Source organism: Methanobrevibacter sp., assembly GCF_017427765.1.
In the GTDB taxonomy this organism is placed as follows: Archaea; Methanobacteriota; Methanobacteria; order Methanobacteriales; family Methanobacteriaceae; genus Methanocatella.
Window position 1 is genome coordinate 98,515 of the sequence record NZ_JAFRSC010000016.1, and the last position, 22,559, is coordinate 121,073.

Here is a 22,559-nt window from a genome sequence, read left to right on the forward strand (position 1 = left end):
ATTATGGATGATATTTACGCAATAATTCCTGTCAGCAAATTCAAAAATGCCAAAACAAGGCTTTCCCCATTTCTCAGCGAAGAAGAAAGGGAAAAGCTTCTAAAAGTAATGCTGCATGATGTTACCGACACCTTAAAAAAGCATGTTGACAAAATATTCATAATCAGCAGAGATGAGGACGTTTTAAGTTATGCAAAAAGTTTAAATCTGGATACAATTCTTGAAGATGAAAATTCAAATTTAAACAAAGCATTAACACAGGCAATGAAATATTGCAAAGGAAAAGCTAGAAAAATCATAATTGTTCCATCTGACATCCCCCTGATTGGCAAAACCAATATTCAAATGATTATTGATGCATCCAAGAAACTTGATTTCATCATTGTTCCATCCAAAGGCGGCGGAACAAACATGATTATTATGAAACCATTGGCAATTCGCACAAGATTTGAAGGATTTAGTTATAAGGAACATGTGCAGGCTGCCGAGAGGAAAAAATTAAATCCCCAGGTTCACGATTCACTGTTTATGGCATTGGATGTTAATACTGCCGAAGATTTAGGCGAAATCATGATTCACGGCGAAAAAACACATACAAGAAAATATCTAAAAGAGTTAAATGTAACTTTTGAACCGTTTCGGGGATCTGAAAGAATTAAAGTTACACGGAATGATTAAATGATAGTGATGTCAATTGCTGGTGTTGACCCATCAGCTGGAGCAGGTGTTTTAACAGACATTAAAGCATTTCAGGCGATTGGAGTTTATGGAACAGGCATTGTTACTTCACTAACCGCTCAAAATCCATATAAATTTTTCTCAACATCGCCAGTTAGCGAAGACTACATTGAAGAGCAAATTGATTCTGTTTTAGATGCCTACGAAGTAGAATTTATAAAAACCGGAATGTTATACTCTCCGGAAATAATCAAGTTGGTTTCCAAAAAAATTAAACAGTACCACTTAAAAGCGGTGGTTGATCCAGTAATGGTTGCAACTTCAGGAGGCAATCTGACACGTGAAGATTTGGCAAAAGCTTTAAATAAATATCTGCTTCCAAACTCAATTTTAACAACACCCAACATCACCGAAGCAGAAAAACTAACAGGAATTGAAATTAAAAATAAAGAAGATGCCATAAAAGCTTCAAAAAATATCATATGCAACAACATAATTACTGGAGGGCATCTTGACGGAATAAACACCATTAATATTGATGGTGAAATTACAATTCAAAAACAAGAACTGATAAAAACAGACAATCTGCATGGAACAGGATGTAATTTATCTGCAGCTATTGTTGCTTATCTTGCAAAAAATAATGACTTGAAAACATCAATTTTAAAATCTTTGGATTATGTTTATGAAGGTATAAAAAATGGAAATTATGGAACTTTAATAGCTAAATTATAACTATTATTCTTCCATATTTAATTTTTCAACTATTGATTCCTGCAAATCAATGAACTCTTGAGATTCTCTTTTTCTTGGTCTTTCAATATCAACTTCAACTATTTCTGCAATCCTTCCGGGATTCTTATCCATTATGACTATTTTATCTGCCAGATAAACGGCCTCGTCGACATCGTGAGTTACAAAAACAATTGTATTTTCGAATCTCTTCCAGACCCCTATGAGCTGTTCTTGAAGCTTATGTCTATTTTGCATATCCAATGCAGAAAACGGCTCATCCATCAGCAATATAGGTGAATGGTTAAGCAAAGATCTAATTATTGCAACCCTCTGTTTCATACCACCTGAAAGTTCATGAGGATAGCTATCCTTAAAGTCAATTAAACCAACACTTGTTAAATATCTTTCTGCAGCGGCAATATTTTCTTCCTTTGAACCTTTTTTTGTCATTTCAAGTCCGAAAGTTACATTCTGAAGTACAGTCAGCCATGGGAATAATGAATACTGTTGAAAAATTACTGCTCTGTCACCGGATGGCTTTTTAACGATTTCCCCATTAGCAACGATTTCACCAGAGGTAGGATGGTCAAGACCTGCAATCAATCTCAAAAGAGTTGTTTTTCCACAACCTGATGGGCCTAAAAGGCAAATTAATTCACCATCGTTAATGTTTAAATTAATATCCTCCAAAACAGATAATTTTTCTGTTTTTTTACTGTCAAAGGATTTATTAATATTTTTCACTTCAATTGCCATTTAACACACCTACCAGAAAATCCTATCTTGAGCTTTAGTAAATACAAAGTCAAATGCAAGTCCGATTAAACCAATAACCAGCATACCGACAACAGTAGTACCAGTATCAAATAAATTAGTTGCTGTTAAAATCATATACCCTAAACCACTACTTGAACCAATCATTTCCGCTGAAATTGTACACATTAAAGCAATTCCAATACCTACTTTTAAACCTGAAACAATATATGGAAAAGTAGAAGGCACAACAACACGTCTTAAGACATTCCAATCATTTGCACCTAAAGTCTGAGCAGATTCAACTAAAACCTTATCAGTTCTTTTTACTCCGTCAATAGTATAGACTAAAATAGGGAATACACATCCCATAAATATAATGAATACTGCCGGAAATGTACCTATTCCAAACCATAAGATTGAAAATGGAATCCATGCAACAGGAGGGATTGGTCTTAAAACACTAATTACAAATGTACATAAATCTTCTAAAGTTTTATACCATCCAAGCAATATTCCAACAGGAATAGCTACAACAGATGCTAAAATAAGACCTGAAAATACCTTAAATAAAGTATCAATAGTATTTGTAAGAAGTTTTCCGTTTTCAATTACCGTCCAAGCTGAATTTAAAACGTCGATAGGACTTGGCAATATATACGCAGAAAATAATTCTATACCATCAGTTATAAAATACCAAAATAATATTAAGATAATCGGTACAATTAATGGAATGAACTTATTTTTATAATTATCAAACATTTCATCACTAAATTAAAATTTTTATACATGTTTAGTTAGGTTATCATAATATAAAAACTTTTAAAAAAAACTTTAAAAAAAATAAAATTAAGAAGCATCAGCCACTTCAATAGCTTCAACTTCTATACCTTTATTAAAATCTTCATCTTTTAGAACGGATTTTGTGCTCATGGCTCCAAACAACATTGTAGAGAGATTATGTATCATTGACGATGTAGTCGGTGGAATTACTCCAAACACGCCTAAAACCAATAATGAACCGTTTACTGCTACAATATTTCTATAATTGGTATTAATCTTATCAAGCATTCCCATACTTAATTTTCTAAGTGTAACAAGGTCATGCAAATCATCAGACAGCAGAGATACATCTGCAACTTCACGTGCAATATCCGATGAATGTTTCATTGAAACAGACACATCAGCAGCAGCAAGAGCTGGAGAATCATTAATTCCATCCCCTACCATAATTACGGTTTTACCTTCGGCTTTTAATTCCTCGACGATTCTTGATTTGTCTTCAGGAAGCACTTGTGATTTGTATTCAGTGATGCCTAATGCTTTAGCACCGGCTTTTGCACCACTTTCACTGTCACCTGTAAGCATTATGACATTTTCAATACCTAAACTCTTAAGTTCTTCAATGACATATTTAGCCTCCTGCCTTACAGGATCATCGATGCATATTACGCCTTCAAGTTTTCCGTTAATGGCAAGATAAACAACAGAATGTTCTTTTTCAACTTTATTAAGTTTCTTCTGTTGGGTTTTGGTTACTTTAACTTTCTCATCATCAAACAGGAAATGTTTTGAACCAATTACAGCACGTTTACCGTCATATTCAGTTACAATTCCATGCGCAACAATATATTCCACTTCACTGTGGTCTTCTTCATGTTTGAGGCCTTCCTCTTCTGCTTTCTTTACAATAGCTGTTGCGATACTATGTGCGAAGTGCTCCTCAATACATGCAGACATCCTCAGGATTTCATCACGTTTGTATCTTCTAGACATCGGAATAACATCCACAACTTTCGGAGTTGCATTTGTTAAAGTTCCAGTTTTATCGAATACAATAGTATCTGCATTTGCATAGTTTTCAAGGAATTTTCCGCCTTTTACCATCATCCTGTTATCAGACGCCTCACTCATGGCAGAGATAATAGACAGTGGAGTGGTAAGCTTAATTGCACATGAAAAATCAACCATCAAAACAGATAACGCCTTTGAGGCATTTCCTGTAAAGAGATATGTCAAGGCAGTTGCAAGGAAACTGTATGGAACAATCGAGTCAGCCAGCTTTTCAGCTTTACTTTGAGTATCTGCCTTCAGCTCCTCTGAGTTTTCAATCAGATCGATGATTTTATTCAATCTTGTTTCCTTATTTATTGAATATGTCTCAACGATAATATTTCCTTCTTCCACAACCGTTCCGGCATGAACTGTTTTTCCATCACGTTTATGAACCGCTAACGGTTCTCCAGTCATTGAAGCTTCATTAACCATCGCTTCGCCATCAATTACTTTTCCATCTACAGGTATTACGTCACCCATATGGATCTTGATTTTATCTCCTTTTTCAATGTCGATTGCAGGCATCTGTGTTTCCTCACCGTCTTCTCCTACTACCCATACAGTATCAATATTTAAAGCCAAACTATCTTTCAGATTGCTTTTGGCTTTTTGAATTGTGTAGTCTTCAAGTGCATCGGAGATTGACAACAAGAACATCATGGAGCTTGCTGATGCATATTCACCCTGCCATAGAGCTCCGGAAACTGCAGCACCATCAAGAAGTGCAACATCAACACGGAAGTCAGTTAAACTATCCAAACCTTCCCAAATATATTTAATGGCCCTGTAAAATGTTAAAACATTTTTAATAGGCATCGGCAGGAATAATCTTCCCATAAATCTTTTGAAAATCATTGAAGACAATTTCAAATAAAAATCATCAGATATTTCTTTTGAAACCTGAATCTGTGTTGGTTCTGCTTCAAACAAATCATCGATTGTGATTTTATTTAAAATGCTAAATATTTTCTTTTTGTTTTTATCGCCAGAATCATAATAAATAATAATACTACCATTTCTATGGGAAGTATAGACTTCATTGATAAAATCATGTTCTAAAAGTAATGAGGCAAGACCATAACCTTCCTTTTTAGTGAAAGCCCATTGGCCTGAACGAACCCTTAAACGAGATCCGTTATCATACATTACTTTATATTTCATTTTCTTTACCTTTAAAAATAAAATAAAATTAATCTTTAGCTTCTACGTAAATTTCTTTTTTGGTTTCCTCATTAGCATCCATGACAATTTCTTCAGCTTCTTCCCTCATGTCCTGGAAGGTTTCTTCAGCATCTTTTCTAATGGTCATTACACTTGCCATTCCTTGAGTTGCAGCATCTTTTACAGCTTTAGATTCTAATAATTTTTTACCGACAATAGCTGTTGCAATCCCTGCTGCAAAAATAAGTGCATGTTTGTGTTCTACGCATTTGTCTAAAATTTCTTTATTTACCATTTTTTCTACTCTCCATATTTGTAAAAATAAAATGCTCAGCTATTAATATTTAGGCATACCTAATATTTAAAGTTTAGGTTTACCTAAAGTTAGAGTTAAATACTAAGAAAACTGAAATAATGATAACTGGTGAAACATTGAACATACATGAAAAATTTTTCTCAAAAATAGGATTTAATTACCTGATATTTGCAATATCTGCTTTAATAATGCAAGTAATTGTCGTTAATGTCATTGGGATAACCAACAGCAGCCTACTTGGTAATTTTAATGTTATAACCATAATATCTGCAATTTGCAATTACATATTGCCATTTCCAATACTATTCTATTTAATGAAAAAAATTGAAGTGCAAAAATTGGAAAAACAAAATTTGAACATAAAAACGTTCCTGCTTTATTTGGGGATAACCTTTACGTTAATGTGGATTGGAAACATAATTGGGCTTGCAATTACATCAATAATCGGAAATGCTTTCCACACCAGCATCACAAATCCTGTTCAAAGACTAATTAACTCCTCAGACATCATGTTAAATTTAATGTTGGTCAGTATAATAGGACCTATATTTGAAGAGATATTCTTTAGAAAATTTCTAATAGACAGAACAATCAGATATGGTGCAAGAGTTTCAATCATCATTTCAGCGATTATCTTCGGATTTTTCCACGGAAATATAAGCCAATTCTTTTATGCATTTTTATTGGGCGGATTTTTCGCATATGTCTACATAAAAACCGGGAAAATAATATATACAATCGCACTACACATCATTGTAAATCTGATGGGATCAGTTGTAAGCGTCATTGTAGTCAAAAGCGCACAGACATTACTGTCAAACGCATATGCACCAACAGATCTGGCGATTGTAGTCATTTATATGATAATTATTCTTTCTGCCCTGCTAATTGGAATAATAGGTCTGTCAAGGTACAAAAAGGCCAGATTTAATGGAGCAAAAACTCAAATTGCTTTAGATAATCCATTAAAGACAATTCTATTAAATCCAGGAATGATATTTTTAATTTTATTTTTTATTTCAGAGATTATCTACATGTTACTTCATTGATTATTAAATTATTTTAACCCCAAATCACCAGAGCAACGTTAAAATCCATTATTCCATCACTACAATATTGATTTTAATAGGTTAAATTGTTTTAAAGTTAAAACAACAAATATTTAAGCTATTAAGTGCATATAAATTCTTAAATAGAAAAATAAAGTATGTTACTTCAAAATCAAGACAATTTTACGAAGTAAAAGCAATTTTTCAAAGTCAAAACAATGGAGGAATCATTATGAAAATTAGCAAGAATTTTTACCTTAAATCTCCCCAAGAAATAGAAGAATTTATTAAAGCCAATGAAAAAACTATTGAAATCATTGATGCAATTGAACCACAATTATTAAAACATTTCCCAGAAAGCAAATACTCTCTTGAGGTCTGTAATGACCTTGGATGGACAACAGAACCAAAATTATTATTAAACATTAAAGTTAATGATGAAATGTTTTTTAATGGAATGGTTGACCATATGAACGTTATTTATAAAGAGATTGAACCTCTTATAGAAGATATATTATGTCCAGTAGTATTATTTCCTGAAATTGAAAACAAAAATTTTGAAGAAATTAAAATGAAAGATAATAGCGCTGTTAACTTAATTGCTAGAACAACTTATTTCAATAATGATAGAAATGGAATTATTCAAAGAGAAATGACATTAAGAGAAATCCCTAAAGAACAACAAGTTAAAGAAATAATTAATTACTGTAGCGAACATGAAAACCCCAATTTGTCAGACCTGCTGTTTGATTTGCAATTAGATCTTCTTGATGTTGACTCAATAATTGATGAACTTGAAGAAAAAGGAATTAAATTAAATGTAGAATATTAGGTGAAAATATGGGAACCTACTTGAAAAAAGGAGATAAAATTAAAGGGGAAAAAATTATCTGCAATGCTAGAAAAATAAGTGGTCCTGATACTCTCCCAAAAACAAACCGTCACAAAACTCAACAAGTAGTTTTAAAAAATAATGCAGAATGCATAATAGAAAAAGAAACAAAACACAATAGTAATAGTTAAGAGAAGAAATTTAAGCTTTATCTTCTCTTTCTTCTTCAATAGCTTCAGTAACACTATTTAATATTTGAAGTGATTTGGAAAATGCAGGCATACCTGAAGTCAATAATACAACTCTTAAAACATCAACAATTTCTTCTTTAGTAATGCCCAATACTTCAATTGCACTTCTGATTTGTTTTTTGGTAGCTCTTGGGTCTGCACGAGAAGCAGTAATACCAATAGCGATTAATTTTTGAGTTTTATAATCCAAGACATTACCGTCCCATACTGTATCGTTAATGTTAGATACCAATTCATATAAATCAGGATATTCATCTTTTAATTCTCGGATACCTTTACCGTAATATACGTCACCTTTCATATCTTGTCCTCTCCAAATAATTTTATTATTTAATTAATTATTTCATTTTCAAATTATATATAATTAATAGCTATTTAATTAATAGACTCTTTCAAAAACTTTGTTGATTTTCAAAATCCTTTTTGCGATTGTCATTCCAAATGAGATCTCTGCGATAGATTCGTTTTAAAACGCCCCGTTTGGTCTTGAATGTTCGTTTTCTTGATTTTGGCATTGTTTTTTGAAATGCATTTTCAATTTTGTTACTTGTTTTTTCAATTCGTTTATCTTTTAAGTGATAAATGAAGCTTTTATATCGTGGAGTGATTGATTTTCTGATTATTTTATAAATCACTGGATGAAAAATCATCTTTACGATAAATTAAAGATTGTACTTCATTTTTGAATTCATTATAATCATTTAAATCGAATAAATCTTTGATCATTTTCAGTTGTTTGTGACATTCTTGATATTCTTCGTCAGAAATGCGATTTTTATCTTTAAAAGTTTTTAATTGTTTATTTAAACTTTTTTTAGTATGAAAAATACACAATTGATGTTTAAAACCTAATTTTGGGATAATTGAGGCATATTTTTTATCTAAATCTGTTGTGATTGCAATTTTATTTTTATTTGCTGTAGATTCTCTTAAAAACTTTTCAACAGTTGTATCATCTTCAGTATCGTAAATTGCATCGGCTACGATGCAATTTGAAATAGAATCAAGTAATGTGTGACGATATTTCCATTTTCCGTTGATTTTTATCCATTCTACATCAAAGACATAATAACCCGAGCAACGCCCTAAATCAAATTCTAAAAATGTTTTCATTAACAAAAAGCCAATTTTCAATTGTTTGATGTGAAACTGTGATTCCAAAGAATTTTTTAAAAGATTTACAAACATTTTTTAAGCTTCCCAGATAATCTGAAATTAAATGTTCAGATTCACTTTTCAATTCATTCGTAAAATTGCTGTTTTTATCAACAAGACTTGTTAAATCTGTTTGAAAGGTTTTATCACAACGTTTGCAAATATAACGCTGAACCTTCACATTAGTTTTACCAATTTCTTTAAATACTAATGTTCTTTTTGTAAAACCATATTTAACAACATGACGAGTTCCACAATGTGGACATCTAGCTAAACTCATTTTAAAATAAGGAACATCCTTTTTAAAACTTAAATCAAAAGATTTAAGAGCTTTTTGACAGGATTTAAAAATTTTCACAAAACGAGAATCTGAAAGGACTAATCCTCCATTAGAATCGCAAAATATATATTGTTTAACATCTAAAATACTATTTGGAGTATTTGTTTTTTGATTAGGCATAATAAAAACTTTTACTCCACCTATTTATTAAATTTAACTATTTTTAGATAAAATTAAAAATTACAAACTAATTTTCATCAAAAAATTTCAAATCAACAAAGTTTTTGAAAGAGTCAATTAATACCTACATTTATAATACTTAAGCAATGCAATAACAAAAGTCATAGTTGGAAACATATAATATAAACTCCAAAAAAACTAGAAAAAAGTAAATAGATTATTACAAATTAATATTTTTCAACTTAACTAAATCTTCTTTTAATTCAGGAACTTCAACAGTTAATGCATACTCCATTACATCAAATTCTGCAGATTCATATTTATGAATCATGATATTGCGCATATACTTAATACTGCACCAAGGAATTACTTCCACAAAAGATTAATGTGAAAAAAATAGAAATTCAAATATTATACTATAAACTAATACTCTTTTTAATCCCAACCCCCAATAAACAAGTGAATGAAATATTAAATTATTTTAAATTTCAAAGTAGTGTAAAGAGGAAAGTAGCACCAACTTCACATGAGTTTTCATAATTCTCCCCATTAAATTTAAAGAATAAGTTTCCTTCTGATTTAATTAAACGTGAAATAGAAAAAATTTTAAAATAGTGCATTGAGCACTATTTTACTTTAACTGTTGTTTTTATTGTGTTTTTAAGGTAGGTCACTTTGACAGTGTAGGTTTTGCCTTTTTTAAGCTTTTTGATAACATTCTTTTTCAAGGTCTTTTGGGCGATTCCTTTCTTATTGGTTTTGACCTTGTAGGTTTTGCCGTTGAACTTGAATGTTACAGTTTTGCCTTTAACGAGTTTACCGTTGATTTTAAGCTTTGCTTTTAAAGTGAACTTCTTGGCAGTCTTTTTAACAGTGACTTTACTTGTAGTCAATACCTGTTTTACTGTAACTGTATTCTTATAGCTTTTGCCATTGAATATAGTTGTCATTGTGTACTTTTTAGGAACATCAGTTATCTTGATTTTTGCAATTCCATTTTCATCCGTTTTAACAGATGAGGTTTTGCCGTTAATTACAAATATAACTGACTCTCCACTTAGTGCCACTTTACCATCGCTGGAAACCACTTTTACAGTAAAATATGAACCACCGTCATAATCCACTTTAATATTTTTGTTTTCTGTAATCATACATTCCTGTGAGTTCAATGTTACAGTGACATTGTTTTGATATGTCTGATTATTATAAACGGTTGTGATGAGGTAAGTTCCCGGAACCTCATTAATTTCCAATTTTGCAATACCATCATTGTCAGTTGTTGAATTGATTCTCTTTCCATTGATTGTAAACTGAACAGATGCACCTGCAATGGCATGACCATCCTCAGTTGCAACCCTAACTGTGAAGAAAGACTCATCACCATAATTCACTGACAGGCCTTTATTGTCAATTATTCTGGAATCATCAGCCACAGTATAGACCTTCAGACAAACTGTCTTGTTTTCTAAAGTGATATCCCTCCATACGTTGCCGTCTGCACTTACAAAGGACATTCCATGAATATAATGATTTCTAGAGTATACCTCATAAGGAAGATTATTATTTTTAAATACAACTTTAAACTTGTCCCCTTTTTTAACCGGAACATAACTGCTTAAGACAATGGTCCTGTATCCTGCAAACTCGCTTATGCCACTTTGTGAGTGTATCAACTTATTGTTCACATAAATGTCAAAGGAATAATCGATACATGACTGGTTGAAGTATGTTCCAACACCAGCAATCAAATCATCATATTCTGCAGTGAATTCATTGGAATATTGAGTGTAATTGCCGTCAAAATCATGTAAACCAGATAAATCAGTCTGATAATTGACATGATAATCAATTGCATTAGTGAAAATGCAAGCTATGAAAGGATAAATGATGTCTGTATCTGGATCAGGTACAAATAATGATTTTTCATAGTATGATAAGTAGAAATATCCTTCATCTCCCCATTCGCTTCCCCAGCTGTTTTTAACAATCCATGCACCATCCCCAGGAGGGGTAATTAGGAAGTTATCCGCAGAGTAGTTATCATCCCATCCGATGATGGCAACTCCATGATTTTGTGGAAGTGATTCATTAGTATAATGTGCGGAAGTATTTTCATTGAAATATGGTTCCTCCTCACTGCATGCATAAGCAATTGAAACTGCACCATAATTTAAAATTGCTTTTTTAACGTCCACTATATAATCGGCTGAATTCGGCATTATGAAGTAAGCATCCTGAAGACGTATCTTATTCACACTATCTATAAAACGTGATAATTTTCCAACCTCATCATATTCATCATCTTTTTCACCAACACTCAGCCAGCTGACCACATTGGCCAAAGCCATATAATAAAGGCCTCCTTCATCATTGTACAAATCTCCAAAATCTGAATATCTTATTTGGAGACTATGCATATAATTTTCAGAAATATCATATCTGATGCCTGTTGCTTTTAAAAGAGCAGTTTCCAATGCTTCTCCAAAAGAAAATGTCCAGCATGAGCCCATTCTGCCCTGATTTTTAACAGGAGTAATCCATCCCCAATCACGTAAATCAAACCTAGAAGGAAGACTGGCAACATTGATTGTATTGTTGATTAATGTCAGATTCAATCCAGAACATGCAAAAGATAGGGGATTATAAAATGACTGATTGGTGATTACGCTGTCATTATTATACTCATTACTGTTGAGATTGCACTGGTTTTTGTCAAAATCTGTGAAAATCGCATTTGTATTGTTTGCAAACAGACAGTTGGTGATATTATACCATGAATCACAGGAATATACTGCATTTCCCAGAAATGCAGAGTTATTTATGAATTCTGATTTGGTTAATGTCATATTGCTCATATCACAATATACTGCACCTCCACAACTGGTGGAATCCTCATCAAATAATTCATTTGAATCAAAAATAGAATTATCAATTGTACTATTGGTAAATGAGATATAAACTGCGCCTCCAACATGAGCTTTATTGTTTGTGAAGTTGGAACTGTTCAAGATTAAATTACCTCCCAATTGAATATATGCTCCACCAATCATAGATGAAGCATTGTTAAACACACAATCAACTAGGGTTGCATTGCATGATTCAATTCCATAATCCACATGTATGGCGCCTGCATTTTTAAATGATTTGGTGTTTACAAATTTACAGCCTTTTATATAAGAGTTACTTGACCCTCTTATGGCAATTGCTCCTGCAGATTTCTCAGCTGTAAGATTAACAAATCTGGAATTTGTAATTGAAATTTCACAATATTCCGAATACAGTGCTGAGGCATAAACAGAGGATATGTTTATGAAATCTGAATTATCTATATTAACTGTGGAACTAAAAGCAAAAATTTGACCATATTTACATGACTTGTTTGAAGTGACAGATGAGTTGCAGATATTTAATACGGCATTACTTGAATATATTGATTCATCAGCAGAATTGTCAATAAAACGAGAATTAATACAATTAAGTACATTATCATAATATTTAATTGCTCCACCATAATGAGCATTATTGCTAATGAAAGTTGTGTTATTTAATGTCAATAGTCCATCAGCCCATATTGCTCCACCAGAATAGGCATTATTGCTTATAAAAGTTACATTGTTCAATGTAATCTGTCCGGTTGAATATATTGCTCCCCCATTAGTGGCATTACCATTGATGAAAACAAGATTTTTTATTGTCACATTGTTTCCTGTTATATTGAATATTCCGGATTGTTTGTTTCCATCGAGAATATGATTGTTCCCGTTTATTGTGAAATTGCTTTTTTCAATTATGACTGGACCATCATCACTTTGGTTGTTGAATCGGTAGTCATATTCTACTTCAAATGTACTTTCTGATTCGTTAATGTCATTGTTTAATTCTGTGAATGTTTTAGGTGAGTCTGAAAGAGTTTGCATGTCTTCAGCACTTAATGTTTCGTTCACGTCACTGGCGCTGACGTTTGTAATGCTTATGATAAAAACAGCCAGTATTATTATGATTATACTTTTTTTGAATTCCATAATCCCGTACTCCTTTGAATAATATTTTGATAAAAATATTTTATTTTAAACGAACAATCTTTAAAGCTATTGTTTTTGTCTAAAATATTCAAAATATAGTTAGAAGTCTATTAAATTAGGTATATATATGTAACTGAAATAGGGATAAGAGTGCCTGTAAACTGATATTTGCAACTATTAAATTTTGAATAAAAATTGCGAATTTTTTTGTAGTTAATTAATTCTGGAAATAGCAACCTAACCATAGCCATGTTATTAAGCGAGCCAATTCGCCCAGGCCGACTCCCACGCTGGAGCGTTAGCGGAGGCGTGGAGGGGAGGCCTGGGTGAATAGACTTGGCGAACATAAACTATAGTGAGGAAACGACCATTTCCGGCCGGTTCCGTAAGTCATCAATGAAAAAAGTAGTTTTATTTAACCAGCACCACCATTATATGCAGTCCGAGCTTTAGGTCGAACTGGATGCCTTGAACGATAGCGAAAGGCCTATACTATAGACTTAACAATAGTAAGTTCGTCAAGGTTCGAGGAATAGGAGCTTGTCCCCTATTCCGAGTTTATGGTTTGGTATAGGTGAATTCGTCAAAAAAATGATTAATGAATGCTGGATGAAAATATTTAATTATTATAAGTTCTAAAAAAAGTAGTGTAGAGAGACCATAAGTATGACAACTATCGCATGCCCTTTCATATAACCAACCTCAATTATTTTAATTAATATTATTTTACTTTTTTAAATTATATATAAATAGCTATTTTTGATTTTAATTGATTCAAAATCCTCAAGGCTTTTTTAATCTTACAAAGTATATTCAGTAATTCATTTTCCAAAAAGTTTATACATATGTAGCACTAGTGTTATGAATCATTGTTTCGTGAAAATTAGTTAGTTTTATATATAATATTATTATATACATTAAATATTGACATATGTAAAACTTTTACATATGGGGTGATATTATTACTTACAATAGAAATGTGTTGAAAACTAAAAAGCATTTAATGAAATACTTCACCAATGCTTTTACACATAATTTAATCCTATGGATTATTTCTAAAGAGACAATTCACGGATATGGAATAATGAAGAAGCTAGATGAATTTTTTAAATCAGATGAAGATTTTAAAAATACTTCTTCAAAAATCTATCCTCTTTTAAGAAAAATGGAACGTAACGGTCTTATAAAAGGGGAATGGAGAATTAATGAGAATAATAAACGTGTTAAATACTATTCAATCACTGAAGATGGCGAAACCGTTTTGTTATTGATTAGGGAAAAATTCAATAAATTTCAAAATAATCCTCAGTGGATAGAATTTATGAACGATATTTCAGATAGGAGCAAAGACAATGAAGAACGCAATTGAAACCAAAAATCTAACTAAGGTTTACAACAATAATTTCACTGCGGTCAATTCACTTAATTTAACCATTCCGGATAAGAGTATTTTTGGAATGTTAGGACCGAATGGAGCAGGTAAAACAACAACAATAAAAATGCTCACCTGTTTGATTCAGCCTACTTCAGGAAATGCTACAGTTGGAGGATATGACGTTTTAAAAAATCCCAACGAAGTGAGAAATCTTTTGGGAATGGTACCGCAGCAAGTTAGCTTATATAAGGACTTAACAGTAATGGAAAATTCACAGCTATGCGCTGACTATTATGGAGTACCTAGAGATGAGAGGGATTCCCGTATTAATGATTTGATGGAACTCGTAGATATCAAATATGCAAAGGATAAAAGAGTGGGTCAGCTATCCGGTGGTCAAAAGCAAAAGGCATCACTTGTGGCCAGCATGGTTCACAGGCCAGACATTTTATTTTTGGATGAACCAACAATTGGTCTAGACCCAACCACAAAACGCACATTATGGGATCTGATTCGTGAATTGAATGATAATGGGCACACAATTATTTTGTGTTCACACGACATGCATGAAGTGGACATGCTTTGTGATAATGTTGGAATTATAAATACTGGAAATCTTGTAGCCTATGACACACCGCAAGGCCTTAAGGATTCTCTATTGGAAAGCAATAGAAGAGAAATGACTGAAGCACTGTCAAAGATTTCATCTGAAAACGAGGTTTCCACCTCAACTAAAGAGGACATTGAAAACTTAAGCTTGAGGAAAATGTCAATATTGCTTAAGAAACATGATGATGCCATTATTGAATCCATGAAAAAATCTTCCAGCATTAAAAGCATTGAAATAGCTCGAAATGGCCGTTTAAATTTAAGAATCGACAGTTTTGATGACATGGCTGTTCAAAATGTGCTAAATGACATTAACTCTTCAGGAGGCATTATAAAATCCGTTTCAACTGAAGAGCCATCTCTTGAAGATGTATTTATCAAATCAACATCAAAGGTGAATGAAGATGATAGAGCCTAGAAAGTTCTGGTGGATGATTAAGAAGGAATTGATTTCACTTAAAAGACACCCCAGCCGTTTATTCGCAATACTTGTATTTCCAATAATAATGATATTGCTTTTTGGTTACGGAATGGGTGGAGACATGACAGATTTACCAATAGTGGTCGTTTCCCAAAGCAGCGGAGACTTGACAGATTTAACCCTTGACACTATAAAAACAACCGAAACCTATCACGTTGTTGAGGTTATAGATAGTCTAAGTGAAGGAAAGGAGCGTGTAGATTCAGGTGAAGTTAAGGCAGCCATCATACTGCCGTCCGATTATGATGAAGATACGTCTAATCAAAAAGCTGTAACGCTGTATTTGGATTCTTCAGACCAAATGGCATCTCAAATTCTTGAGTCTTCTACACAAGGAATATTCTATAGATTGTCTAATATGGTAGCTTCCCAAACCAGCGTTTCAACTAAAGATGCAAATGTCACTCCGTCAATTTCCCATTCTTTAAGCAACTTTAAGGATGATATAAGCTTGCATATCAACAGAATCTATGGAAATATCAAATACATTGACTTTTTGGTTCCTGCAGTTCTTGGCATGACTATTATGATGAGCTGTATGATGGGAATGGGCGCAACCATAGCGGGCGAGCGTGAAACAGGTGAGCTTGCACGACTATTCATGACTCCAACATCTGTTTCTACTGTCATTGGTGGAAAAATAGCATCAAAATTGTTAATAGAATTGGTGAGAGCTTTGATACTGATTTTAATGGCAATCATATTGTTCAATGTCAGTATTAAAGGTGGAATATTGCAGACATTTATTGTATTGGTAATTGGGGCATTGTGTTTTGTAGGATTTGGAATCATGCTTTCTGCAAGAACCCAGACCCAGGAGGACTATGCCCAAATCGTTTTGCCGTTTTCCATGCCGATGATGTTTGTTTCAGGAGTATTCTATCCAATTGAGACAATGCCATGGATTTTCCAAAAACTTGCATATATCTTCCCACTGACTTATTTGAATGATGCAATGAGAGGAATAATGCTTAAGGGACAAAATTTAGGTGATGTATGGGTAGATTTAGCAATACTTTTAGGATTTACACTATTATTCTTCATAATTGGTGTAAAAAGATTCAATAGGGATGTATAGGAGGTTTTAATTTGTATAAAAAATTTATAATTGCTTTAATAGTGTGTCTTTTATGTTTATCTCCAATTGCCGCTGAAAATTGGAATACATTTGCTGGTGATGTTAATCACACAGCTTACAGGGATGATAGTTCAGAATTTGTGACAAACTTATGGACATTCAATATGGAATCTCCGATTCACTCATCCCCTGCAATCTATAAGGACTTGATTTATATCATTTCCTCTCAAGGAATATTGAAGGCTGTGGATATGGAAACCAGTGAAGAGGAATGGGATTTGGATTTGGAAGCTCAAACCAATTCTTCTCCCATAATTAATTCAAACAGATTATATATTGGTACTGAGGATGGCCTTAAGGCTATTGACATTAACAGTCATAAAGTTGTATGGGAATATGACTGCGACAGTGTTGAGTCAACTCCTATGATTTATAATGATGTTGTTTACTTTGGAAGCAATGATGGGCACTTGTATGGACTTAACAAAACAAATGGGAAAGTCATTTTAAATAAAAAGTTGGATGGTGAGTTGAAATCATCACCAATTGTTGTCAGCGATTCAATTTATATTGGATCTACAAATGGCAAATTATATTCTATAGGAACCGATAAAGACAAAAACTGGGAATTTACCACTGGTGATGAAATTCTTTCGACACCAACCTATGTAAATAAAAGCGTAATTTTCGGTTCAAGCGATGGCAGCTTGTATTGCTTAAACAAGTCTAATGGGGATTTACTCTGGAAAGTTGATTTAAATAACAAGATAATCTCTTCTCCAACTGTGGATGAACATGACAACAGTGTATATATTGGATCCGATGAAGGTAATTTTACCTGCTTAGATATTCGTGATGGTACAATTAAATGGTCCCATTCTATTGGAGACAAAATCCAAACAACCCCTGCACTTAAAGATAATTTACTTGCTTTCGGTTCTAATAATGGTAACTTTTATGTGCTAAACAAATATACTGGTGCCGAAGAGTTTACCTATAATCCTGGAACTATATTGTTTAACGCAGCAATCACATCCTCACCAGTAATAAACGGCAATAGCCTATTCTTTGGCGATGACTCTGGAAACTTATACTCATTAAATATTGACAAACATGAGGTTCCAGGCTCAACTCAAATGTATTACTCAATAGCCGTTTTAATCATTGTTTTGATAGTGGCTTTTGTTGCAGTTAAAAAAATAAAAGATAGAAAATAACTTCTATCTTTTAATTAACTTTTAAAAAGCAATATCATTTAAATATAAATAGATGGAACCCATTATTTATATATAGAGCCAAGCAGAATATTTTCAAATAACCTGACTTACATATGGTATCACGAATATGAATCAATAATTGAAAGAATAACTTTTTAATAACTTTTAACGAATTTAAACGAAACTTTATATCTAACAAAAAGTTAATACCCTATTTTCATTAATTCTTTTTTTCAAAATTCCCAAATATAACCATCAAGCTTTACAGCATCCCCCATTAACAGGTCATTTTTAATTTTATTTATATAAAATAAATAATGGAGTTATATGAATAGACAAATAATTGATGAATGAAAAATATTTAATTATCATAAGTTTCAAAAAAAGTAGTGTAAAGAGAAAAGTTATACAACTATCGCATAAGTTTTCATATAATACCTCAATTATGTTAATTAATAATATTTTACTTTTTTAAATTATATATAATTAATAGCTACTTTTTCTTTTCATGAATATTAATTCAAAATATTTGTATAAAGTTGATTGAAAAATATGCATAAGTGGTAGAACTTTTTCGTGAGTTTCAATGAAACAATGTTCTCTAACCTTTTTTACAACATCATTATCTTTAACATCACCAATCAACAAAGGAGAATCAAGATTATGCAACTTTTGGTTCCTTTTGACCATCTTCATGTTGCTGTTGGCATAACACACTTTAAATTATCTACTACATTTAGTGAAATTTGTTCTATACTATACGAACAAAAAATGATTTAAAAGTAGCAAAATCCTCTACCACAGTCCTGCCCATATTATTTTACAATATATTTAAATAACATAACCTATAAACTTATCATGATAAGTTTTATTGTTGGATGATACTATGGACACGTTAAATAAGGTTGAAAAGATAGATATAATTCCATTATATCCTGCACTGAATTTAATTTTAAAAGGCCATACAAGCTTTTTTGAAAAAAAACTCAAAGGAACTAATGTGACTCCTGCTGAAATACATTATATTCTAAGAATTTATGTGGACAATGAAAATATCACACAACGGGATTTATCAGAAACGTTCAGCGTATCCGAACCCGTCGTTGCCAGAACCCTAAAAAATCTTGAAAACAAGGGATTTGTAATACGAACTAAAGATCCCAACAATAAAACACGAAGATTACTCTCTTTAAGTGAACAGGGTTTTGAAATAAGTGAAAACATGTTACATATTACCGATGAGTGGTTAAAAGAAATCTATAAGGATATCAATGAATCAGATATTGACAAATTCAATGAAATAATTAAATTACTGGTCATTAATTCTTTGAAATTATAAAAAAACAACAAAATTATAAGGTGATAATTATGGCAGAATCATTATTGGACAAATGGTGCGGAGAACCATGGCTGCATACAACATATTTTTTAGGAATCGTGATGCTTAATGTTTTGATAATTAATTGGGGCGTATGGGATGTGCCGCAAAAATTAATGGCATTGCTTGCAATATTTCTACCTTTGCATGTATTTGAAGAGCTTGCCTGGCCAAACGGATTTCATTTCATGATGAACAAGATAGTTCAAAAATCAGACAATCCTCTTGCATATCCTGAAAACAAGCTAACCGACATGATTACTAACTTTGGAGCGGAAATACTATTCATCGCATTAACATTCCTCACACCAATGCTCGGAAACAAAGGAGTGATATTTGTAATATTTTTCGGTATCGGCGAAACAATTGCCCATACAGTATTCAGCACACTAACATACAGACAATACAAATCCAAAGGCAAAAAAACATTATATTCGCCAGGACTAGTAACAGCATGGTGTTTATTGCTTGAAACCGCAATTTACGGCATATACTGGTTAATATATTCAAAAACCTTTGTTATGGCAGACTTATGGGGATTGGCATTTGTAGCATTTCTAATCATATTCATGATACGTTTACCGTTTATCATATCCTACAAATATAAATCCACAAGATTTGCATATTCAGAAATAGGATATCTGGAAAAATACGAATCTGATTGAACTGCAATAGATATGCCAAGTAGTTCGATTTCAAAAGTTAATATGAAAACTATGCATCGATATAAATAGAGGTTAGAATAATTTTTGTTGTGCATCAATGAAGCTGGGTTCATTGACCTCATTTACAACATCATCATCTTTAACTTCCCCAATCAATAAGGGTGAATCTGGATTATGCAACTTTTGATTCTTTTTGACCAGCTTCATGTTGGCGTTGGCGTAACACACTTCAAAATATCTACAACTTTTAGTGAAATTTATCCTATCATACAAACAAAATGAATAAAATCAAAATTGAATAATTTCTGACAACACTCAAACCATTTAAAAAAAAAGGCAAATGAGAGATTGTCTCTCATTGTTTTTTAATATTTTTATTTTTTATCCGCAGCGTTATAATTAACATAGCTGCTAACACGATGGCTAATCCATACATTACGGTTGCCATTGCATTCTGAATAATTATATCTGCAGTATTCACAACAATACTATCTTGTCCCTCTATAGTGTCTAATTTTTGGAAGTAGTCATAGACCTCCTGATGGAATTGTTCATCTCCTGAATAATCAGGCGCATAGGTATCGACTGCAGTACTAATACCGCCCATAACTCCAAGAATTAGAATTATTCCAATGATTGCTGTACCCAATGAGGAACCTAATGTCTCACCAGTTGTAATAATACCAGATGCATTATTTTGGCCTTCAGCAGGAACATCGAATAATGCAACATCCGCTGCTAAAGCCATCATAAAACCAATACCTGTCCCAAGTAAAAACTGCCCCGGAATTAAATCCAGCATGTTTACATTTAATTTAAATTGATAACTTAAAATCAGACATCCTACAATAGATATTATACATCCTATTGCCATGAGCGTCTTGTGATTCAGTTTTCCTATTAGATTTGGAGCGGTCAATGAAAAAATAAACAAAGCCATAACAAACGGAAGTGAAGCCAAACCAGTATCGAATGGATTTAACTGCAATACACTTTGGAAAAACAGAACCATTACAAAAAATGTTCCAGATATTACAATATTATATAATAACTTAATAGATGTACCTATACGCAAATTTTTGTCTCTAAATAATTCAACATCAATCAATGGCACCTTGCCTGACCTTTTTCTTTTGAGTTCAAACCATATAAAGATTGCTAAGACTATCAATCCCAAAATTATCTCAATTATGCTGGTAGCAACATCCTTAGTCAGAGTCAAAATACCAAGCACAAGCAAAAGAAGACATATACCGGAAAGTATAGCACCACTAATATCAAGATCGCTTTTAGATTCAGTAGGCTTAAAATCAGGTATTTTATTTTGCATTACTAAAATAAATAAAATGAATATTAATTCAAATGCGAAAGTGTATCTCCAGCTGAAAAAAGTTGTAATAAGCCCACCAAGGAGCGGAGCTAAAATATCTGCAAGTCCTGCCATTACCCCGAGAGTTGCCAAAGCAATTGTACGCTTTCTGCCGGAATATATTCCGCTTATTATTGAAACTATGGCAGGCAGCATTAATGCCGCAGCAACACCTTTAATCGCTGCCCATCCGACAAAAAACATTGTAACACTTGAACTTAATACTGCAGCAAATATTCCTATACCAAAAAGTGCAGCACCAATTACAAACAGTTTCTTTTTACCAACTATGTCCTGAAGTTTGGTACTGAACAGTATCAACGCAGCAGTGATAAGAGTACAAAACGACACAATCATTTGAATAGTACTAACATCAGCATTCAAATCAACAACAATTCGAGAAATGCTAACATTCATGAAGAAAGAGTCCAACACTATAATAAATGAAGCACAAGCCACAACTATTAACGGAAACCAAGAACTCTCGTTAGCCTTTTCATTCATACTTATTAATCCTCCAACATATTATCTTAAAAAATATTTTAACATTCAAACTTAAACATGAACTTAATTTTATATTTGCTTTCCAAACAATTAAATTTTTGGATGGAATTTTTACATAATACTGCAAGAACACCACAATTCTGTAAGATTGATTTTCAAATGCATTCTATGAACATCAAATATCAAAGGCCTAACTAAAAACTACATCAATCTATTTTGAGCATCAATATAGCTTGGCTCTGAAATTTCCTTTACGGTTTCACCATCTTTAACATCCTCGATTAACAATGGTGAGTCCGGATTATGCAACTTCTGATTCATTTTAACCAACTTCATGTAACTGTTTGCATAACGCACTTTAAATTATCTACTACTTTTAGTAAAATTTGTTCGATACAATACGAACAAAAAAAATTAAAAAGTAAATGAATTATCTACTACTTTTTAGTTAAGTTTGTTTTATAGTTAACGAACAAATATTACTTGTCAAATGCGACTCTTTCAAAAACTTTGTTGATTTGAAATTTTTTAATGAAAATTAGTTTGTAATTTTTAATTTTGCTTAAAAATAGTTAAATTTAATAAATAGGTGGAGTAAAAGTTTTTATTATGCATAACCAAAAAACAAATACTCC

The 22,559-nt window shown here is 32.3% G+C and carries 23 protein-coding genes; 11 read left to right on the forward strand and 12 right to left on the reverse strand.

Annotated elements, in window-relative coordinates; translation table 11 throughout:
- The first annotated feature begins 3 nt into the window (after positions 1-3).
- Together cofC and thiD are read left to right on the forward strand one after the other, a co-directional pair.
- On the forward strand, positions 4-678 hold the full coding sequence (gene cofC, locus IJL02_RS04325; RefSeq protein ID WP_292809364.1) for a 2-phospho-L-lactate guanylyltransferase: 675 nt from the start codon (positions 4-6) through the stop codon (positions 676-678).
- Positions 679-1,413 (forward strand): bifunctional hydroxymethylpyrimidine kinase/phosphomethylpyrimidine kinase, encoded by a 735-nt coding sequence (thiD, locus tag IJL02_RS04330; protein WP_292809367.1) that lies wholly within the window; start codon positions 679-681, stop codon positions 1,411-1,413.
- 3 nt (positions 1,414-1,416) lie between these two features.
- On the opposite strand, the gene IJL02_RS04335 is transcribed toward thiD, so the two are convergent.
- From IJL02_RS04335 to IJL02_RS04350, 4 genes are all read right to left on the reverse strand, one after another.
- On the reverse strand, positions 1,417-2,169 hold the full coding sequence (locus IJL02_RS04335; RefSeq protein WP_292809377.1) for an ABC transporter ATP-binding protein: 753 nt from the start codon (positions 2,167-2,169) through the stop codon (positions 1,417-1,419).
- A gap of 9 nt (positions 2,170-2,178) precedes the next feature.
- Entirely contained in the window at positions 2,179-2,928 is a 750-nt protein-coding gene (locus tag IJL02_RS04340; RefSeq protein ID WP_292809380.1) for an ABC transporter permease, read from the reverse strand.
- An 87-nt stretch (positions 2,929-3,015) separates the two neighbouring features.
- Positions 3,016-5,163, reverse strand: a complete 2,148-nt coding sequence (locus tag IJL02_RS04345; RefSeq protein WP_292809389.1) for a heavy metal translocating P-type ATPase — start codon at positions 5,161-5,163, stop codon at positions 3,016-3,018.
- A gap of 28 nt (positions 5,164-5,191) precedes the next feature.
- On the reverse strand, positions 5,192-5,458 hold the full coding sequence (locus IJL02_RS04350; protein WP_292809392.1) for a DUF6110 family protein: 267 nt from the start codon (positions 5,456-5,458) through the stop codon (positions 5,192-5,194).
- Between the two features lie 137 nt (positions 5,459-5,595).
- On the opposite strand from IJL02_RS04350, the gene IJL02_RS04355 reads away from it, so the two are divergent.
- The 3 genes from IJL02_RS04355 to IJL02_RS04365 all read left to right on the forward strand — a co-directional run bounded on the left by IJL02_RS04355 (position 5,596) and on the right by IJL02_RS04365 (position 7,551).
- Positions 5,596-6,528, forward strand: coding sequence for a CPBP family intramembrane glutamic endopeptidase (locus IJL02_RS04355; protein ID WP_292809401.1), 933 nt, complete (start codon positions 5,596-5,598; stop codon positions 6,526-6,528).
- A 232-nt stretch (positions 6,529-6,760) separates the two neighbouring features.
- Positions 6,761-7,360, forward strand: coding sequence for a hypothetical protein (locus IJL02_RS04360; RefSeq protein WP_292809404.1), 600 nt, complete (start codon positions 6,761-6,763; stop codon positions 7,358-7,360).
- Between the two features lie 8 nt (positions 7,361-7,368).
- Positions 7,369-7,551, forward strand: a complete 183-nt coding sequence (locus IJL02_RS04365) for a hypothetical protein (RefSeq protein WP_292809407.1) — start codon at positions 7,369-7,371, stop codon at positions 7,549-7,551.
- A gap of 10 nt (positions 7,552-7,561) precedes the next feature.
- On the opposite strand, the gene IJL02_RS04370 is transcribed toward IJL02_RS04365, so the two are convergent.
- The 5 genes from IJL02_RS04370 to IJL02_RS04390 form a co-directional block, all read right to left on the reverse strand.
- Entirely contained in the window at positions 7,562-7,912 is a 351-nt protein-coding gene (locus IJL02_RS04370) for a carboxymuconolactone decarboxylase family protein (protein ID WP_292809409.1), read from the reverse strand.
- 323 nt (positions 7,913-8,235) lie between these two features.
- On the reverse strand, positions 8,236-8,724 hold the full coding sequence (locus tag IJL02_RS04375; RefSeq protein ID WP_292809412.1) for a hypothetical protein: 489 nt from the start codon (positions 8,722-8,724) through the stop codon (positions 8,236-8,238).
- Positions 8,702-9,226: a hypothetical protein gene (locus tag IJL02_RS04380; RefSeq protein ID WP_292809414.1), complete on the reverse strand. Its 525-nt coding sequence runs from the start codon at positions 9,224-9,226 to the stop codon at positions 8,702-8,704. Before IJL02_RS04380 ends, IJL02_RS04375 begins: the two co-directional genes overlap by 23 nt.
- Before the next feature lie 220 nt (positions 9,227-9,446).
- Positions 9,447-9,602, reverse strand: a complete 156-nt coding sequence (locus IJL02_RS04385) for a HepT-like ribonuclease domain-containing protein (RefSeq protein WP_292822724.1) — start codon at positions 9,600-9,602, stop codon at positions 9,447-9,449.
- Between the two features lie 250 nt (positions 9,603-9,852).
- Positions 9,853-13,248: a C1 family peptidase gene (locus IJL02_RS04390; RefSeq protein ID WP_292809419.1), complete on the reverse strand. Its 3,396-nt coding sequence runs from the start codon at positions 13,246-13,248 to the stop codon at positions 9,853-9,855.
- Positions 13,249-14,251: 1,003 nt separating this feature from the next.
- Here IJL02_RS04390 and IJL02_RS04395 point away from each other — a divergent pair.
- From IJL02_RS04395 to IJL02_RS04420, 6 genes are all read left to right on the forward strand, one after another.
- Entirely contained in the window at positions 14,252-14,617 is a 366-nt protein-coding gene (locus IJL02_RS04395) for a PadR family transcriptional regulator (RefSeq protein WP_292809421.1), read from the forward strand.
- The gene (locus tag IJL02_RS04400) at positions 14,601-15,650 is read left to right on the forward strand and encodes an ATP-binding cassette domain-containing protein (protein ID WP_292809423.1); all 1,050 of its coding nucleotides are present in this window, start codon (positions 14,601-14,603) and stop codon (positions 15,648-15,650) included. The genes IJL02_RS04395 and IJL02_RS04400 overlap by 17 nt, the downstream gene beginning before the upstream one ends.
- Complete coding sequence (locus IJL02_RS04405) at positions 15,637-16,791, forward strand: ABC transporter permease (protein WP_292809425.1); 1,155 nt, start codon at positions 15,637-15,639, stop codon at positions 16,789-16,791. The genes IJL02_RS04400 and IJL02_RS04405 overlap by 14 nt, the downstream gene beginning before the upstream one ends.
- 11 nt (positions 16,792-16,802) lie before the next feature.
- Entirely contained in the window at positions 16,803-18,008 is a 1,206-nt protein-coding gene (locus IJL02_RS04410) for a PQQ-binding-like beta-propeller repeat protein (protein WP_292809428.1), read from the forward strand.
- 886 nt (positions 18,009-18,894) lie between these two features.
- The gene (locus IJL02_RS04415; RefSeq protein WP_292809431.1) at positions 18,895-19,347 is read left to right on the forward strand and encodes a MarR family winged helix-turn-helix transcriptional regulator; all 453 of its coding nucleotides are present in this window, start codon (positions 18,895-18,897) and stop codon (positions 19,345-19,347) included.
- Positions 19,348-19,376: 29 nt separating this feature from the next.
- Positions 19,377-20,051: an HXXEE domain-containing protein gene (locus IJL02_RS04420; RefSeq protein WP_292809434.1), complete on the forward strand. Its 675-nt coding sequence runs from the start codon at positions 19,377-19,379 to the stop codon at positions 20,049-20,051.
- A 72-nt stretch (positions 20,052-20,123) separates the two neighbouring features.
- Here the strand turns inward: IJL02_RS04420 and IJL02_RS04425 are convergent, their stop codons facing one another.
- From IJL02_RS04425 to IJL02_RS04435, 3 genes are all read right to left on the reverse strand, one after another.
- Positions 20,124-20,279 (reverse strand): hypothetical protein, encoded by a 156-nt coding sequence (locus IJL02_RS04425; RefSeq protein WP_292809437.1) that lies wholly within the window; start codon positions 20,277-20,279, stop codon positions 20,124-20,126.
- 127 nt (positions 20,280-20,406) lie between these two features.
- Complete coding sequence (locus IJL02_RS04430; RefSeq protein ID WP_292809440.1) at positions 20,407-21,924, reverse strand: MFS transporter; 1,518 nt, start codon at positions 21,922-21,924, stop codon at positions 20,407-20,409.
- A 201-nt stretch (positions 21,925-22,125) separates the two neighbouring features.
- Positions 22,126-22,260 carry a hypothetical protein gene (locus IJL02_RS04435; protein WP_292809443.1) on the reverse strand — a complete coding sequence of 45 codons (135 nt, stop codon included), beginning with the start codon at positions 22,258-22,260 and terminating at the stop codon, positions 22,126-22,128.
- Positions 22,261-22,559 lie beyond the last annotated feature (299 nt).